This is a genomic window from Saccharopolyspora sp. 6M (assembly GCF_020176775.1).
Lineage (GTDB): Bacteria > Actinomycetota > Actinomycetes > Mycobacteriales > Pseudonocardiaceae > Saccharopolyspora_C > Saccharopolyspora_C gregorii.
The window spans coordinates 76,218-91,139 of the sequence record NZ_JAIUJZ010000021.1; the positions used below are offsets into that span (position 1 = coordinate 76,218).

17 protein-coding genes are annotated in these 14,922 nt (G+C 73.5%); 8 read left to right on the plus strand and 9 right to left on the minus strand.

Annotation, left to right across the window (positions count from 1 at the left end; translation table 11 throughout):
- Positions 1-17: 17 nt before the first annotated feature.
- Positions 18-509 carry a MarR family winged helix-turn-helix transcriptional regulator gene (locus tag LCD31_RS03830; RefSeq protein WP_224956036.1) on the minus strand — a complete coding sequence of 164 codons (492 nt, stop codon included), beginning with the start codon at positions 507-509 and terminating at the stop codon, positions 18-20.
- Positions 510-786: 277 nt separating this feature from the next.
- Here LCD31_RS03830 and LCD31_RS03835 point away from each other — a divergent pair, with 277 nt between their 5' ends.
- Positions 787-1,923, plus strand: coding sequence for an Mrp/NBP35 family ATP-binding protein (locus LCD31_RS03835; RefSeq protein ID WP_224956037.1), 1,137 nt, complete (start codon positions 787-789; stop codon positions 1,921-1,923).
- 84 nt (positions 1,924-2,007) lie between these two features.
- On the opposite strand, the gene LCD31_RS03840 is transcribed toward LCD31_RS03835, so the two are convergent.
- Entirely contained in the window at positions 2,008-2,634 is a 627-nt protein-coding gene (locus LCD31_RS03840; protein ID WP_224956038.1) for a class I SAM-dependent methyltransferase, read from the minus strand.
- A gap of 336 nt (positions 2,635-2,970) precedes the next feature.
- Here LCD31_RS03840 and sigE point away from each other — a divergent pair, with 336 nt between their 5' ends.
- The 4 genes from sigE to tatB all read left to right on the plus strand — a co-directional run bounded on the left by sigE (position 2,971) and on the right by tatB (position 6,608).
- Positions 2,971-3,558 (plus strand): RNA polymerase sigma factor SigE, encoded by a 588-nt coding sequence (gene sigE / locus LCD31_RS03845; RefSeq protein ID WP_224956039.1) that lies wholly within the window; start codon positions 2,971-2,973, stop codon positions 3,556-3,558.
- On the plus strand, positions 3,555-4,307 hold the full coding sequence (locus tag LCD31_RS03850) for a zf-HC2 domain-containing protein (RefSeq protein ID WP_224956040.1): 753 nt from the start codon (positions 3,555-3,557) through the stop codon (positions 4,305-4,307). The genes sigE and LCD31_RS03850 overlap by 4 nt, the downstream gene beginning before the upstream one ends.
- 139 nt (positions 4,308-4,446) lie before the next feature.
- Positions 4,447-6,090, plus strand: coding sequence for a S1C family serine protease (locus tag LCD31_RS03855; RefSeq protein WP_224956041.1), 1,644 nt, complete (start codon positions 4,447-4,449; stop codon positions 6,088-6,090).
- Positions 6,091-6,194: 104 nt separating this feature from the next.
- On the plus strand, positions 6,195-6,608 hold the full coding sequence (tatB, locus tag LCD31_RS03860; RefSeq protein WP_224956042.1) for a Sec-independent protein translocase protein TatB: 414 nt from the start codon (positions 6,195-6,197) through the stop codon (positions 6,606-6,608).
- Here the strand turns inward: tatB and LCD31_RS03865 are convergent.
- Positions 6,587-7,813 carry an MFS transporter gene (locus tag LCD31_RS03865; protein ID WP_224956043.1) on the minus strand — a complete coding sequence of 409 codons (1,227 nt, stop codon included), beginning with the start codon at positions 7,811-7,813 and terminating at the stop codon, positions 6,587-6,589. The two genes, tatB and LCD31_RS03865, sit on opposite strands and share 22 nt — an antisense overlap.
- A gap of 63 nt (positions 7,814-7,876) precedes the next feature.
- Here LCD31_RS03865 and LCD31_RS03870 point away from each other — a divergent pair, with 63 nt between their 5' ends.
- A complete protein-coding gene (locus LCD31_RS03870) occupies positions 7,877-8,794 on the plus strand; it encodes a LysR family transcriptional regulator (RefSeq protein WP_224956044.1) in 918 nt (305 codons plus the stop codon).
- 58 nt (positions 8,795-8,852) lie between these two features.
- Here LCD31_RS03870 and LCD31_RS03875 read toward each other — a convergent pair whose 3' ends face one another.
- Together LCD31_RS03875 and LCD31_RS03880 are read right to left on the minus strand one after the other, a co-directional pair.
- Positions 8,853-10,451: a M17 family metallopeptidase gene (locus tag LCD31_RS03875; protein ID WP_224956045.1), complete on the minus strand. Its 1,599-nt coding sequence runs from the start codon at positions 10,449-10,451 to the stop codon at positions 8,853-8,855.
- 112 nt (positions 10,452-10,563) lie between these two features.
- The gene (locus tag LCD31_RS03880; RefSeq protein WP_009949794.1) at positions 10,564-10,731 is read right to left on the minus strand and encodes a DUF3117 domain-containing protein; all 168 of its coding nucleotides are present in this window, start codon (positions 10,729-10,731) and stop codon (positions 10,564-10,566) included.
- Between the two features lie 375 nt (positions 10,732-11,106).
- Between LCD31_RS03880 and LCD31_RS03885 the strand changes: the two genes are divergently transcribed.
- Positions 11,107-11,895 (plus strand): enoyl-CoA hydratase-related protein, encoded by a 789-nt coding sequence (locus tag LCD31_RS03885; protein ID WP_224956046.1) that lies wholly within the window; start codon positions 11,107-11,109, stop codon positions 11,893-11,895.
- 43 nt (positions 11,896-11,938) lie between these two features.
- Here LCD31_RS03885 and LCD31_RS03890 read toward each other — a convergent pair whose 3' ends face one another.
- From LCD31_RS03890 to LCD31_RS03900, 3 genes are all read right to left on the minus strand, one after another.
- Positions 11,939-12,394, minus strand: coding sequence for an SRPBCC family protein (locus tag LCD31_RS03890; protein WP_224956047.1), 456 nt, complete (start codon positions 12,392-12,394; stop codon positions 11,939-11,941).
- A gap of 5 nt (positions 12,395-12,399) precedes the next feature.
- Positions 12,400-12,741, minus strand: a complete 342-nt coding sequence (locus LCD31_RS03895) for a DivIVA domain-containing protein (protein ID WP_224956048.1) — start codon at positions 12,739-12,741, stop codon at positions 12,400-12,402.
- Between the two features lie 106 nt (positions 12,742-12,847).
- Positions 12,848-13,198, minus strand: a complete 351-nt coding sequence (locus tag LCD31_RS03900; protein ID WP_224956049.1) for a PadR family transcriptional regulator — start codon at positions 13,196-13,198, stop codon at positions 12,848-12,850.
- A gap of 341 nt (positions 13,199-13,539) precedes the next feature.
- Between LCD31_RS03900 and LCD31_RS03905 the strand changes: the two genes are divergently transcribed.
- Positions 13,540-13,905, plus strand: a complete 366-nt coding sequence (locus LCD31_RS03905; protein ID WP_224956050.1) for a hypothetical protein — start codon at positions 13,540-13,542, stop codon at positions 13,903-13,905.
- A 92-nt stretch (positions 13,906-13,997) separates the two neighbouring features.
- Here LCD31_RS03905 and folP read toward each other — a convergent pair whose 3' ends face one another.
- Positions 13,998-14,876 carry a dihydropteroate synthase gene (gene folP, locus LCD31_RS03910; RefSeq protein WP_224956051.1) on the minus strand — a complete coding sequence of 293 codons (879 nt, stop codon included), beginning with the start codon at positions 14,874-14,876 and terminating at the stop codon, positions 13,998-14,000.
- Positions 14,877-14,922: the final 46 nt, after the last annotated feature.

The following is a 14,922-nucleotide window of genomic DNA, read 5'->3' on the forward strand; positions in this document are numbered from 1 at the left end:
CGGCGGCGAACGCGCGATCAGGCCTGGGCGCGCTGCCCCGGCGGGGCCGGAACGCCGCCGGCGGCGAGCTTCTCGCAGGTCCGGGCGAACTCCTCCAGCTCCCGCGGCTCGGTCACCGAAAGGAAGTACTGGGTCACTCCACCGAGGTGCGTTCTGGATGCGGTGCGCAACCGGCCTTCGCCGGCCTCGGTGATCACCGCGAGCACCCCCCTGCCGTCCGAATCGACCCGGACGCGACTGACCAGACCGATCCGCTCCAGGCGGTCGACCAGTCTCGTCACGCCGGACCTGGACAGCAGCACGGCGTCCGCGAGCTCGGTCATGCGCAGCCTGCGCTCGGGCGCTTCGTAAAGCGCGTGCAGCACGTCGTAGGCGGCCAGCGTCAGCCGCTGCTCGGCGATCAGATCTCCTTCCAGGCAGCGCGTGACGCGGGCGTGCGCGCGCAGGAAGGTTCGATAGGCCAGCAGCTCGCCACGAGTGGGTAATCGATCAAGACCCGTCTCGGTCACGATGAGTGATACTACGGAGGGCAGTCACACGAATGCGAAGCGCCCCCGCATTTCCCAGATGTGAGCACGTCGGGGCCGGTGCCTGGAATAAACCAGCGCACAGGGCTGTTCCGCCACCTCCGAGCGCACCCGCGGACGCGATCCGGACGCCCCGGCGGGCCGTCACGCGCTGCGCACCTCGCCGGTGTTCCCGGAGCTACCGGCCCGTAACATCGACGGTCGGCCCGTAGCATCGAGGGCAAGCACAGCCGCAGGAAGGGTCGGTGTCACCGCAACCGTGACCAGCACGCACTCCGCTCCCACCGAAGAGGCCGTCCGCCAGGCCCTCACCCAGGTCGAGGATCCGGAGATCCACAAGCCGATCACCGATCTCGGCATGGTCAAATCCGTGGCCGTCGAGGACGGCGCGGTCGCCGTCGGCGTGTACCTGACCGTCCAGGGCTGCCCGATGCGGGAGACGATCACGCAGCGGGTCGAGACCGCGGTCGGTGCCGTCGAAGGCGTGCGGGCGGTGACCGTCGAGCTCGACGTGATGAGCGACGAGCAGCGCTCCGAGCTGCGCAAGAAGCTGCGCGGCAACGCCGACGAACCCCGCATCCCGTTCGCCGAACCCGGCTCGATGACCCGCGTGTACTGCGTGGCCTCCGGCAAGGGCGGCGTCGGCAAGTCCAGCGTCACGGTGAACCTCGCCGCCGCGATGGCCAAGCGCGGGCTGTCGGTCGGCGTGGTCGACGCCGACATCTACGGCCACTCGGTCCCGCGGATGCTCGGCTCGGGCGGCAAGCCCACCCAGGTCGAGAAGATGATCATGCCGCCGCAGGCGCACGGCGTGAAGGTCATCTCCATCGGCATGTTCACCCCCGGCAACACGCCCGTCGTGTGGCGCGGGCCGATGCTGCACCGCGCCCTGCAGCAGTTCCTCTCCGACGTCTTCTGGGGCGACCTGGACGTGCTGCTGCTGGACCTGCCGCCCGGCACCGGGGACATCGCGCTGTCCACCGCCCAGCTCATCCCGAACGCCGAGATCCTCGTCGTCACCACTCCGCAGCAGGCCGCGGCCGAGGTCGCCGAGCGCGCGGGCGCCATCGCCATGCAGACCCGGCAGCGGCTCGCCGGCGTCGTGGAGAACATGTCCTGGATGGAACTGCCCGACGGGCAGCGCATGGAGGTCTTCGGCAGCGGCGGCGGCCAGATCGTGGCCGACTCGCTGAGCCGCGCCGTCGGCTCGGAGGTCCCGCTGCTGGGCCAGGTGCCGCTGGACACCCGGCTGCGCGAAGCGGGCGACAGCGGCACTCCGCTGGTCGTCGAGGCCCCCGAGTCGCCCGCCGCGCAGGTGCTCACCGACGTCGCCAAGCGCCTGTCCACCCGCGCCCGCGGCCTCGCCGGTCAACTCCTGTCGGTCTCCCCGGCCTGATCGATCCGCGAGCGTTCAGGAGAGGTCGCCGCCGCGCGGGCTCACCGCGGTCGCTGCGCTCGCGCGGTCACCGCTGCTCGGCGGTCACGACTGCTCGGTGCGGGCGATGGCCAGCAGGCCGTCGCCGACGGGCAGCGCCACCGGCACCAGCGACTCGTCCGCGCGCACCGCCCTGGTCAGCTCGCGCAGCGCCTGGGCGCGCGGCTCCTGCCGCTGCGCGGCGTCGACCGGCCCGGCGAACACGATGGCCCCGCCCGGACGCAGCAGCGGTGCGCCGAGTTCGAGGAACGCCGGGTACTTGGTCGGCATCGCGTCGACGAACACCAGGTCGTAGGCGCCCTCGGTGAGCTTCGGCAGCACCCGCTCGGCCAGCCCGGCGATGAACCGGGTGCGGGACCGGGGGACGCCTTCGGCCGCCAGCGCCTCGCGCGCGATGTGCTGCGCGGCGGCGTCGATGTCGATCGAGGTCAGCACGCCTTCGGGCACCATGCCGCGGAGCAGCCAGCTCGCCGAGGCGCCCGTGCCGGAGCCCACCTCGACGACGGACTTCGCGCGCAGCACGGTCGCCAGGAAGCGCAGCGCGGCGCCCGCGGACCCGTCGATGGACTCTTCCGCTGGGTCGGCCGCGTGCCCGATGGATCCGCGGGCGTCGCCGAGCATGCTGCCCGGCCGGTCCAGGGGACCGGTGCCGATCGACGTCTCGGGTATCACGAGGCGCAAGATTATCTTCAGCGGCCGGTTCGGTTGCCCCCGTTCGGCACATCGTTAGACGGCTGTTTCCGGCATCACGTCGGATCTTGCGCCGATCAGGTGAACGTCAGGTTCTCAGGCTGCTCTCAGGGCCTTTTCATCCGTCCCTCACGAGCGCGCGCGAGAGTGGGTATCGACCGGGAGCGGACCGCCGCTCCCAGCAACGAGGGCAGCACGCGGAACGCGCGTCCCACCGGCCACGCCCGGCCTCCGCCGGGGAACAAACCGGCGGCCGCGTTCGTTCCCCGGATGCACACGCCGCAGGAGGTGGCTTCTCGTCCGATGCCAACACAGTCGATGAGTCCGGCCGTTCGAGCCGACCAGCACGCCGTCGCCACCGCACCCGTCGCGGAGGCGGCGTGGACGCCGCCGTCCTGGGACGAGGTGGTCCGGGAGCACGCAGACCGGGTGTACCGGCTGGCGTACCGGCTCACCGGCAACCAGCACGACGCGGAGGACCTCACGCAGGAGACGTTCATCCGCGTCTTCCGCTCCTTGGCGTCCTACAAGCCCGGCACGTTCGAGGGCTGGCTGCACCGGATCACCACGAACCTCTTCCTGGACATGGCCCGGCGCCGCTCCCGGCTGCGCATGGAGGGCCTGCCCGAGGACACCGACCGGCTGCCCAGCACCGGCCCCAGCCCCGAGCAGGTGTTCTACGACACGCACCTGGACCCGGACCTGCAGGCCGCGCTGGACGAGGTGCCGCCGGAGTTCCGCGCGGCCGTGGTGCTGTGCGACGTGGAAGGGCTGTCGTACGAGGAGATCGGGACCACCCTCGGGGTGAAGCTCGGTACTGTGCGCAGCAGGATCCACCGCGGCAGGCAGATGTTGAAGGCCACGTTGGAAGCTAGGCGGGAGCAGGCTCGGGAGGACTCGGCATGACGGTTCGGCGGGGGTGGGGGCTGTCCGAACAGCACCTCGCACTGGACGCGCTCGTGGCATTCGTGGACGGAGAGCTGACCGCCGGCGCCCACGACCGCGCGGCCGCCCACCTCGCCAGGTGCCCGGCCTGCGCGGCCGAGGCCACCGCCCAACGGCAGGCCCGGGCGGCGGTGCGCTCCGCGTCGTGCCCGTCGATGTCCGCCGGACTGCTGCAAGCCCTGCAGTCGATACCGTCGAGCGCCGAACTCCCCGCGCAGCCCGACGGGCTCGCGCTGACCGAGGAGGGGCAGCTCGTCGCGGTCAACCCGGGCGCGCGCCCCGGCCGGTTCGGTTCCGGCGCGGCGCTCGGTTCCAGCACTCCCCTCGGCGGTGGCAGGCAGCCGATGGGGTCCAGCGCACCGCTCGGCTCGACCCGGCCCGATGATGAACCGCGCGGTGGTCGCGGCAGGCGAGCGGGTGCGGGGGTCGTGTTCTCCGGGCTGGTGCTCGGCGCGCTGGCGCTGGTGAGCATTCCGGACGACCAGCTCCCACCGACCGACGCGGGCCCGCCGCTGCCGCTGCCCGGCGAGGCCTACGACTCGGCGCTGATCCCCGCTTCGGCGCGCTTCGACGAGCGAGGCGGAACTCCGCCCTCCGAGGCGCCCGCCTCGACCACGACGCCGGCGCCGCCGTCCGATGCGACGCCGGGCGCCGACGCCCCGGTGACGCCATCCGGCGCGCCGCTGCTCTCCGCTTCCGCGCAGCCCTGATCACCGGGCCGTCGCCCCGCTCCTACGCGGACTTCACCTGGCACTGGGCAGGATGGGGACGTACCGGTGCGCGGGCGGTCGCCCTCGTGTGATCCACTCGCATGCCGATGTGTCGACGACTTCGCAGGCCCGGGGAGCGATGAGCGAGCAGCCGAGGAAACCCGCGCAGGGATCCGACCCGGTGCGACCCGATCAGGCTCGGCCGCAGGACGACCAGCGCCACGAGGTCCCATCCGCACCCGACGGCGACGCGGTGCACCCGTGGCGACCGGGTTCGACCGCCCCCGCCCGCGGAGTTCCCGCGGCGGACGTCTCCCGCCCGGCCCAGGACGCGCCGCCGCGGCACCCCGAGGTCGATCCCGCCCAGGCCGCCGTCTTCGGCAGGCCCGTCGGCGTCTCCGGCAGCTTCCAGCCCGGGTCGGACGAGCGCGCACCCGGCGTCGAGCAGGCCCCGCCCCCGCCGGACGCGCTGGTCAAGGCGTTCGGCCGTCCGCAGGGTTCCGCCGAATCGCTGCAGCGCGAACCCGGGGAGACCCCGCCCGCTCACCCGGCCGCCGAACCCGCCTCGTTCTGGAGCGACCGCGGCGACCAGGACCCGTGGCGCAACCCGTCGGCGAGCTCCGTGATCGGCCCGCCCGCGGTCCCCGAAGCCACTCCGGAAGCGGCGCCCGAGCCCGGGCCCGGTCCGCTGCTGAGCGCCCGCGAGGTGCTGTTCGGCCGCCGGGTCCGGCCGCGCTCGCTGGCCGCGCTCGCCGGGGTCGCCGTGCTGCTGGCCGGGGTCGGCGGTTTCGTCGGCCGGATCACCGCTGAGGAGGGCAATCCGCTGACCAACCCGGACGTGACGCTCGCCGAGGTGGAGCCGGGCGTGGACCGGCCCAGCGGCGGGGTGTCCGCCGTGGCCCGCCGCATCGTGCCCGCCGTGGTCTCGGTGGAGGTGCACGTCGGCGCGCAGGGCGGCAGCGGTTCCGGGGTGGTCATCGACGGCGACGGCTACATCGTCACGAACAACCACGTGGTGTCGATGGCCGCGGACACGCCGGGGGCCACCGTCTCGGCGGTGTTCAGCGACGGCAGCCGGGTGCCCGCGCGGATCGTGGGCCGGGACGTGAAGACCGACCTCGCCGTGATCAAGGTGGAGGTGGCGAACCCGACGGTGGCACAGCTGGGCCGCTCCGGCGATCTCGCGGTCGGCGACCAGGTGATCGCCGTCGGTTCTCCGCTGGGCCTGGCCAGCACGGTCACCACCGGCATCGTCAGCTCGGTGCACCGGCCGGTGCGGCTGGCCGGGGAGGGCACCGACACCAACGCGGTGGTGGACGCGATCCAGACGGACGCGGCGATCAACCCGGGCAACTCCGGTGGCGCGCTGGTGGACGGCAACGGCGCGGTGGTCGGGATCAACAGCGGTATCCGCACCATCGGCTCCGGTGGCGAGGGCGGTTCGATCGGGCTGGGCTTCGCGATCCCCATCGACGACGTGCGGCGCATCGCGCAGGAGCTGATCCGCACCGGGCGGGCCGCGCACGCCGACCTCGGCGTGAACGCCAAGTCCGTGAACGACGGCACCACCGACGGCGCCCAGGTGCTCAACGTGCGCGACGGCGGTTCCGCCGCGGGGGCGGGCATCGCCGAGGGCGACGTGATCATCCGGGTCGGCGACCGCAAGGTCAGCACCGCGGACGAGCTGGTGGTGGCGGTGGACCGGCACCGCGTCGGCGAGACCGTACCGGTGACGGTGGTGCGGCAGGGACGGGAGCTCGTGCTGGACGTGGCGCTGCGCTGATCGCGCGCAGTTCTGGGAAAAGTGGCGTTTCCACCGGGCACCACCCGATGGGTAGGCTGGGCGGCGCGCGCAGCGCGAAGCACGGGAGTGAAAGGTGATCCGAGGTGTTCGACAGCATCGGCTGGGGTGAGATCCTGGTCCTCATCGTCGCCGGTCTGTTCATCCTCGGCCCGGACCGGCTGCCCGAGGGCGCCGCGTGGCTGGGCCGCACGATCCGCCAGGTCAAGCAGTACGCGACCGGAGCCAGGGACCACCTCCGCTCCGAACTGGGCCCCGAGTTCGACGAGCTGCGCAAGCCGCTGGAGGACCTGCGCGGCATCCGCGACTTCAACCCGCGCAGCGCCGTCACCAAGCACCTGTTCGACGGGGAGAACCCGCTCGACCCGCCGCTGAACGGCAACGGGAACGGGAGCGGGACGAACGGCGGCACCACCGCACCGAAGCCGCCGCAGCCCCCGAAGCCGCAGCGCCCGCTGGAACAGGGCGAGCGGCCGCCCTACGACTCCGACGCGACCTGAGCCGGAGCCACCACCGGCTTCGCCCGTCGGCGCTCGGAGCGCCTGCCGCTCAGCACCGCGATCCCGGCCAGCAGCATCGAGCAGCCGAGCACGGCCGACATCCCGTTCCAGCCCCAGGCCGCGTAGGCGACGCCGCCGACGACTCCGCCGACGCTGCTGCCGCCGTAGTAGGCGAGCTGGTACATCGCCGAGGCCTGGCCGCGCGCCGACGGTGACGCGAGCAGGCCCACCCAGCCGCTGGCCACCGAGTGCGCCGCGAAGAACCCGCCGGTGAACACGACCAGCCCGACCAGGATCACCACCAGGTTCCCGGCCAGCATCAGCAGCAGCCCCAGCAGCGCGGTGCCCAGCCCGGCGAGCAGCACTCGGGGCCTCCCCCACCGGTCGGCCAGCCGGCCGGCGACCGCCGAGGTCACGGTGCCCGCCGCGTAGGCCAGGAACGCGAGCGCGGCGAGCGCGGGCGGCACCGACAGCGGCGGCTCGACCAGCCGGAACCCGAGCACGTTGTAGACGGCCACGAACGCCCCCATGCCGAGCGCGGCGACGAGGAACGGCGGCCGCAGCGCCGGATCGGTGGCTGCGGCCCGCACTCCGACCAGCAGCGGCTTCCACCGCAGTTCCTGGCGCCGCTGGTGGCGCTCCTGCGGCAGCAGCAGGACGAACCCGGCGGTGCAGATCGCGCCGAGGACGGCGACGGCCGCGACGCCACCGGCCCACCCCGCGTAGTCACCGGCGATCCCGCCGAGCAGCCGGCCGGACATGCCGCCGACGGTGGTGCCCGCGACGTACAGGCCCATGGTGGTGCCGAGGTCCCGTCCTCCCGTCTCGTCGGCGAGGTAGGCGGCGGCGACGGCGGCGATGCCCGCGACGGCGGCCCCCTGCACGAGCCGCAGCCCGACCAGCAGCGGGAAAGACCCGATGAACGGCAGCAGCACGCCGATCGCTTCGGCGAGCAGCAGCGAGCCGACCATGATCCGCCGCCTGCCGTACACCTCGGACAGGGTGCCGAGCGGGATCGCCGCGATCGCCAGGCCGAGGGTGCCCGCCGACACCAGCAGCGCCACGGTGCCTGGCGCGAGGCCGAAGGCGTCGGAGAACTGGGGCAGCACCGGTTGCGGCGCGTAGAGCAGCGCGAACAGGGCCAGGGCGCCGATGAGCAGCGCGATCCTGATGCGGCGGATCCGGTTCAGGTCGTCGGTGAGCACGTGGGCGACCGTAAGCCGGGCTAATTAATGCGTCCAATGCGCGAGGAGGGCACGATTCATGCCGTGTCGCATGAATCCGAGCTGCCGCTGGACGCCGCCCAGCTCACCGCCGATCTCGCCCCGACGCTGAACCTGCTGCGCACCGTCGCCGCCGAGGGCCATCTCACACGCGCGGCGGCGCGGCTCGGCGTCCCGCAGCCCACGGTGAGCCGCGCGCTGGCCAGGATCGCCGATCGCCTCGGCACCGATGTCGTCACGAAGGAAGGGCGCGGGGTCCGGCTCACCCGCACCGGCGCCCAGCTCGCTGCCGCGGCCGAGCACGCCTACGCGGAGCTGGCGGACCGGTGCCGCGAGGTGGTCGAGGAGCTGGACCCGGACCGCGGCCGCATCTCGCTCGGCTTCCAGCACACCATGGGCAGCGCCCTGGTGCCGGAACTGATCCGCGGGTTCCGCGCCGGGCATCCCGGGGTGCGGTTCCGGCTCGTGCAGGGCGCCAGGGACGACATGCTGGCGGGCGCGCTGGACGGCCGGCTCGACCTGTGCCTGGTCTCGCCGCTGCCGACCGGAGCCGAGTGGGAGTCGGTGGCGGTGGCGCGCGACGAGCTGGTCGCGGTGGTGCCGCCCGCCCATCCGCTGGCCGAGCGCGCGGAGGTGCGGCTCGCGGAGCTGGCCGCCGAGGAGTTCGCGCTGATGGGCCCGGGCTACGGACTGCGGCACATCGTCACCGAACTCGCCGAGGCGGCCGATGTTCCGCTGCGGCCCAGCTGGGAAGCCGAAGAGGTCGACACGCTCCGCGGCCTGGTCGCCGCCGGTCTCGGCGTCACGCTGCTGCCCCGGGCCGTCGGTGGCGAGGTGGCGGGCACCGTGGAGATCTCGCTGTCCCCGGCCGCGCACCGCACGGTGGGGATGGCCTGGCCCGCGGGCCGCACCCCGCCGCCGGTGGTGCGCGCGTTCCGCGACCACGCCACCTCCCGGCCCTGACGCGCGACGATCCCGCGGGGACCAGGTCCACCGCGGGATCGTCGGAGCAGCGCCTACCTCACGCGGCGAGGGAGGCGGCCAGTTCGACCAGGGTGCGGGCCGCGAAGCCGGTCGCGCCCGGCACGACCTCGTCGTAGGACTTGTCCGCGCGTCCCGGGCCCGCGATGTCCAGGTGCGCCCACGGCACGTCGCCGATGAACTCGCGCAGGAACAGCGCGGCGGTGATCCCGCCGGGCCCCTGCGGCGCCTGCCGCACGTCGGCGAGCTCGCCGCGCACGTCGGCCGCGTGGTCCTCCAGCAGCGGCATCGGCCACCAGGACTCGCCGACCCGCTCGCCCGCGTCCCGCAGCGCCTTCCCGAGCCGCTCGTCGGTGCTGAACAGGCCACCGGTGCGCAGCCCGAGCGCGACCTTCATCGCTCCGGTCAGCGTGGCCACGTCCACCAGGTAGTCCGGTTCGAGGCGGTCCACCGCGTACGCCAGCGCGTCCGCCAGGACCATGCGGCCCTCGGCGTCGGTGTTGCCGACCTCGGTGGTCTTCCCGCCGTAGTGCCGCACCACGTCACCGGGCCGGTAGCTGCTGCCCGACACGTGGTTCTCCGCGGACGGCACCAGCGCCGTCACCCGCACCGGCAGCCGCAGCCGGGCGATGGACAGCAGTGCGCTGAGCACCGCGCCGCCCCCGGCCATGTCGGTGCGCATCAGGTGCATGCCGTCGGCGGGCTTCAGCGACAGCCCGCCGGTGTCGAAGGTGATGCCCTTGCCGACCAGCACCAGGTGCGGGCCGGACTTCACGCCGTCCGGACGCCACGCCAGCTCCAGCAGCCGCGGCGGGCTCACCGAACCACCCCCGACGGCGAGGACTCCGCCGAACCCCTTGTCCGCCAGCCACTTCTCGTCGCGCACGGTCGCGGTGACGCCCTGCAGCGGACCGGCGAGCGCGGTGCCCGCACCGGCCAGCCAAGCCGGGTTCTTCACGTTCGAGGGGGCGTTGGCGAGGTCCCGGGTCAGCGAGGTGGCCGCGGCCAGCTCCTCCGCCCGGGCCACGGCCACGCGGAACGCGTCCGCGTCCGCCCCTCCGGGAACCACCAGCAATGCCTTGCGCATCCGCGGCGCGGCCGGTTCCGCCGACACCCGGAACCGGTAGTCGCCCAGCGACAGCCCGAGCGTCAACGCCGAGACGAGCTCGACGTCGGCGTCCGCGGGCAGCAGCACCTGGACGTACTCCGCGTCCGCCGCGTCGCCCAGGTCGGCGGGATCGTCGTCCGACGCGACCCCTTCGCCGAGCTTGGCGCGCGCCGCCCGTGCGATCGACGCGCCGATCGCGCGCCAGTGGCCGGGCTCGCCGGAGCCCGCCCCGACGACCCAGCCGAACCGCCCGTCCGGCAGCGGCACGGTGCGCACCTCGCCCACGGACGCGGTCACACCCAGCGCTTCGAGCAGCGAGACGTCCGCTCCCCACGGTTCGGCCGCGGCGGCCAGGTCGGGCCCGGAGGCCCCGTCGAACACCGGCACCGCCGTCGGCACGCCGTCCCGCCACCGCGAGACCACGTCCACTTCGACCAGTGCCGTCGGGATCACCGGGAGCGCTGCCTGCTCCGGCGACCGCGACGAACCGAACACCGAGGAATCGGACACGGATTGAGATCCTTCCCGCATTCAAAGAGACAAGGCCGTCTCGGCCACTCCACGGACACCGGCTCCGGCATCGAACTCGGATGCCAGAGCCGGTGAGACGATCGGGTGCACGCCGATCGCTTGCGCAGCGGCCTCAGCCGGTGGCAGATTCCAGGGCATCGCCCAGGTTCTTTGCCTCCTCCACCGACATCTCGACGACGAGCCGCCCACCGCCCTCAAGGGGGACGCGCATTACGATGCCGCGACCCTCCTTCGTCACCTCGAGGGGACCGTCACCGGTCCGGGGCTTCATGGCCGCCATAGCGTGCTCCCTCCGTGAACTCTTCCCACCCACTGATCGCCCACAACCAGCCGGGTCCGGCTCCATTCTCCCCCATCCGGACGCAGCCGCGAAACCGAACCGATCAACTCGTGTCGCTGTTGCGCTGGTCGAATGCCCGTGGCAGGTGGCAGACTCAGCCGTCGTGCGGGCGTTTTCCGGGCTTTTCGGCTCTCCGCACGGCCACCCGTGCGGGCGTCGTGCGGCGGCAGCGGCATTTCCGGTCGACCGTCCAGTCAGGACCACCCCGGAACCGCGCTCCGTGATCGACCCGGCACCGACCGTGCGCGGTCCACTGTGGATGCGCTGGTCAGGGCGGGCGCGGCCCGCACCTCCCAGGCGACGAAAGGGCGAGAAGTGTCCGATGTACTGCTGACCCGCGACACCGGTGGCGTGCGACTGATCACGCTCAACCGGCCGGAGTCGTTCAACGCGCTCAACGTCGAGCTGAAGCTCGCGCTGGTCGGCGCGCTGCGGGAGGCCGCGGCCGACGACGCGGTGCGCGCGGTGGTGCTCACCGGCAGCGGGCGCTCGTTCTGCGCCGGCCAGGACCTCAAGGAGCACATCGCGCAGCTGCAGGCGGACGACCCCAGTCCACTGAAGACGGTGGAGGAGCACTACAACCCGCTGATCCGAGCGGTGGCCACCATGCCGAAGCCGATCATCTCCGCGGTCAACGGCAGCGCCGCCGGGGCGGGCGCCTCGCTGGCGTTCGCCAGCGACCTGCGGATCGCCGCGGCGGACGCGAAGTTCCTGATGGCCTTCGCGAACGTGGGGCTGTCGACCGATTCGGGCGCGTCCTGGACGTTGCCGCGGCTGATCGGCTACGGACGGGCGATGGAACTGCTGCTGCTGGCCGAACCGGTCGCCGCCGACGAGGCGCTGCGCATCGGCATGGTCAACCGGGTGGTGGACGCGGGCCAGGCGACCGAGGCGGCGATGGAACTCGCCGCGCGGATGGCGACCGGCCCCACCAGCGCCTACGCGCGGATCAAGGAGACGATGCGGGCGGCCGCCGCCGAAGGCCTCGACGAGGCGCTGGACGTGGAGGCGGGCGCGCAGAACGAGGCGGGCAGCACCGCCGACCACCGCGAGGCGGTGGCCGCGTTCGTGGAGAAGCGGACGCCGAACTTCATCGGGCGCTGAGCCGCACCGCGGGCCGTCCGCCGGTCGCCCCCCCCGCGCCGGTTCACCCGGTGCGCGGCCGGTAGCTCGGGCAGAACTCGGCGAACCGGTCCAGCGACCGCCGCAGGCCCCAGCTGACCGCGGGCCGCACCACCGGCCACAGCGCGCCGGTGCCGGTGGGCGCGGACAGGTCCTCCCACCACACGAAGGTCGACTCGTCGGCCTGGCAGTGCCCGATCACCCGGAAACCGCCCTCGCCGGACACGAGGCCACCGGTGTGGCGCACCCGGCAGCACAGCGGCCGCCGCATCTCGATGATCTCCATGGTGTCCAGGAAGCCGACGCCGCGCAGCCCGGTGAACGCGGCCAGCGTGGAGCCGAGGCCGCCGTCACCGCTGACCACGTGCACCGAGGTGCCGAGCATCCACTCGCCCTGCCGCGACCAGTCGGTCGCCGCCGCCCACACCTGCTCCGGTGCGGCGCGCACCGGCACCTCCAGCCGCAGCTGCGCGTTGCCCACCCGACTCACTCCTCCCGGTCGACCGACCGGGCGCGCTGCAGCTGATCCCCCGCGATGTCGAGCTGCCGCTGCAGGACGGCGACCTGGCCGCGCAGGTCGTCGATCTCGTTGGCCAGCCGCTCCAGCGCCCAGTCCACCTCGGCAGCCTTGTACCCGCGCAGCACCTGTTGAAACCGCAGCGAGCGCACGTCGGCGCCTTCGACGTCGACGGCGGGCAGTCTGGTCGGCGTCGCTCCGGGCGGTAGCGCCTCCAGCTGCTCCCCCCGGCCGAAGACCAGGGCAGCGAGCAGGTAGATCACCGCGGCGACCACGAGCACGACGAACAGGTAGATCAGCGCACTAGCCACGCTCCGATCGTGGCACGCCCGCCCCGCCGGGCGGCAGCAGACCTCGGCACGGCTCGCGTGGCGCTGCTCGTGCCCCGGCGGCCGGCCGTCCCGCGTCGACGGGCGATCAGGCCTTGGCGGGCGCCTGGGCGGGAACGGCCTTGCCTTCGAGGACGCCTTCGATGGCGCAGGTGAACTCGCGCCAAGCCCGGCGTTCCGCGTGCAGCGCCTCCACGCCGGAGGAGGTGAGCCGGTAGGTGCGGCGCTGCCTGCCGCCGACGGTGCTCCAGGCGCTGGTGACGTAGCCCGCGCGCTCCAACCGGCGCAGCGCCGGGTACACGGTGCCCGTGGGGAGGTCCAGCGCGCCGCCGCTGCGCTGCTGCAACGCCTCGATGATCGCGTACCCGTGCAGCTGTCTGCCGTCGAGGGTGGCCAGCAGCAGAGCGTCGAGGTGGCCGCGGAGCGCATCAGCCTTCACAGGTAGCGACTCTACGGTCATTCGCCACCACTGTCACCGTCCCGATACAAGGGGACCTTGGTCCTTTCCCGATTCCCCCGCGGGTGAGTTCGATCACTCACCCGGGTGGCCGGAGTTCGCGGCGAACGGAGTCGCCCCGGTTCGGCCGAGCGGCGGGCAGGTAGATCGCGGTTCGTGACCGGGCCCGCGGCACCATCGCCCCGTTCGTGGGGCATTGCTCGACCGAACGAGTGGATCGATTCATGAGGCCCTCATCGCCGCCGCCCGGCGGCAGCACACTGCGGATCACCAGACGCGCCCTTGAGCCGGGCGCGTGCCGACGAGGAGGCCAGGAGGTCGGCGTGCGCGACGACAGCGAACGACAAGCCACCGGTTCGATCGACGATCGGGAGGTCGTCCTGCCCGTTCCCCGCCGCCAGCCCGACGCCGCACCGGCACCGAGCGCGCTGTCGGTCCGGTCGAGCCTCGATGACCTGCGAGTTCGCATCGCCGCGCTGGTGGAGGCGGTGCACAACCTGCCCGCGACCGGCCTGGAGCTGGACGAGGCGCAGTGGCGGATCGACGAGCTCGCCCAGGAGATCAACCGCCCGTACCCGAGCCCACCGCGGGTGCGTTCCCGCTGGCTGCGGCTCGCCCCGCTGCTCACCGAGCTCGATGCCGCGCTCCCCGTCGCCGCCACCGGGCGCATGATCGACGACGCCTTCTGAACCGTTGAACCGCCCGCCGTCGAACGCGCGCGGCGGATGCGGCGCCTCCCGGCCCGCGCCCCGTCGACCGGGGCGAGCGCGCGGAGGCGGGCTCAGGCGAGGGCGCGCAGGACCTGGTGCGGCGGCCGGGTGCCCGCGATGGCGGCGACCATGTCCACCACCCGCCGGGTCGCGGCGACGTGGTGCGCGCGGAACACCCGGGCGCCGCCCCACGCGGCGATCGCGGTGGCGGCGAGGGTCCCCTCCAGCCGCTCGGACACCTCCGCGTCGAGGGTCTCGCCGATGAAGTCCTTGTTCGACAGCGCCATCAGCACCGGCCACCCGGTGTCCACGAGCTCGGAGACGCGCCGCACCAGTTCCAGCCCGTGCCAGGTGTTCTTGCCGAAGTCGTGGGTCGGATCGATCAGCACGCCGCCGCGCGGCACGCCGAGCGCCACCGCGGATTCGGCGCGTTCCACCAGCTCGGCGACGACCTGCGCGACCACGTCCGAGTAGCGCACCCGGTACGGGTCGGTGCGCGGCGGCAGACCGCCGGTGTGCGAGCACACGACGCCCACGCCGAACTCGGCGGCGACTCGCGCCACCTCCGGGTCGGCGCCGGCCCAGGTGTCGTTGAGCAGGTCGGCGCCCGCCTCGCACACCCGGCGGGCGACGGTGCCGCGCCAGGTGTCGACGCTGATCACCAGGCGGGGGTGCCGCTCGCGGACCGCGGCCACGAACGGCACCACCCGGCGGGACTCCTCGTCGGCACCCACCCGTTCGCCCTGCGCACCGGCGCGGACCCCGCCGATGTCGACGATGTCGGCGCCGTCGGCGACGGCGGCGTCCACGGCCGCCAGCGCGGCGTCGGCGGCGAACGTGGCGCCGCGGTCGAAGAACGAGTCGCGGGTGCGGTTGACGATGGCCATGACCAGCGGCCGGTCCGCCGCCACGTCCTTGTCCCCGAAGCGCAGCGCGGGCTGAGGCGTCATGCTCCCGATCCTGGCACGTCCACCGCGCGGCCCGGCTCGGACCGGC

What these genes read in the sequence shown, in the direction of transcription:
- LCD31_RS03875 (WP_224956045.1), bottom strand. Translation starts at nt 10,451, where the DNA reads ATGCGGGAAGGATCTCAATCCGTGTCCGATTCCTCGGTGTTCGGTTCG.
- sigE (WP_224956039.1), top strand. Translation starts at nt 2,971, where the DNA reads ATGAGTCCGGCCGTTCGAGCCGACCAGCACGCCGTCGCCACCGCACCC.
- folP (WP_224956051.1), bottom strand. Translation starts at nt 14,876, where the DNA reads ATGACGCCTCAGCCCGCGCTGCGCTTCGGGGACAAGGACGTGGCGGCG.
- LCD31_RS03850 (WP_224956040.1), top strand. Translation starts at nt 3,555, where the DNA reads ATGACGGTTCGGCGGGGGTGGGGGCTGTCCGAACAGCACCTCGCACTG.
- LCD31_RS03855 (WP_224956041.1), top strand. Translation starts at nt 4,447, where the DNA reads ATGAGCGAGCAGCCGAGGAAACCCGCGCAGGGATCCGACCCGGTGCGA.
- LCD31_RS03880 (WP_009949794.1), bottom strand. Translation starts at nt 10,731, where the DNA reads ATGGCGGCCATGAAGCCCCGGACCGGTGACGGTCCCCTCGAGGTGACG.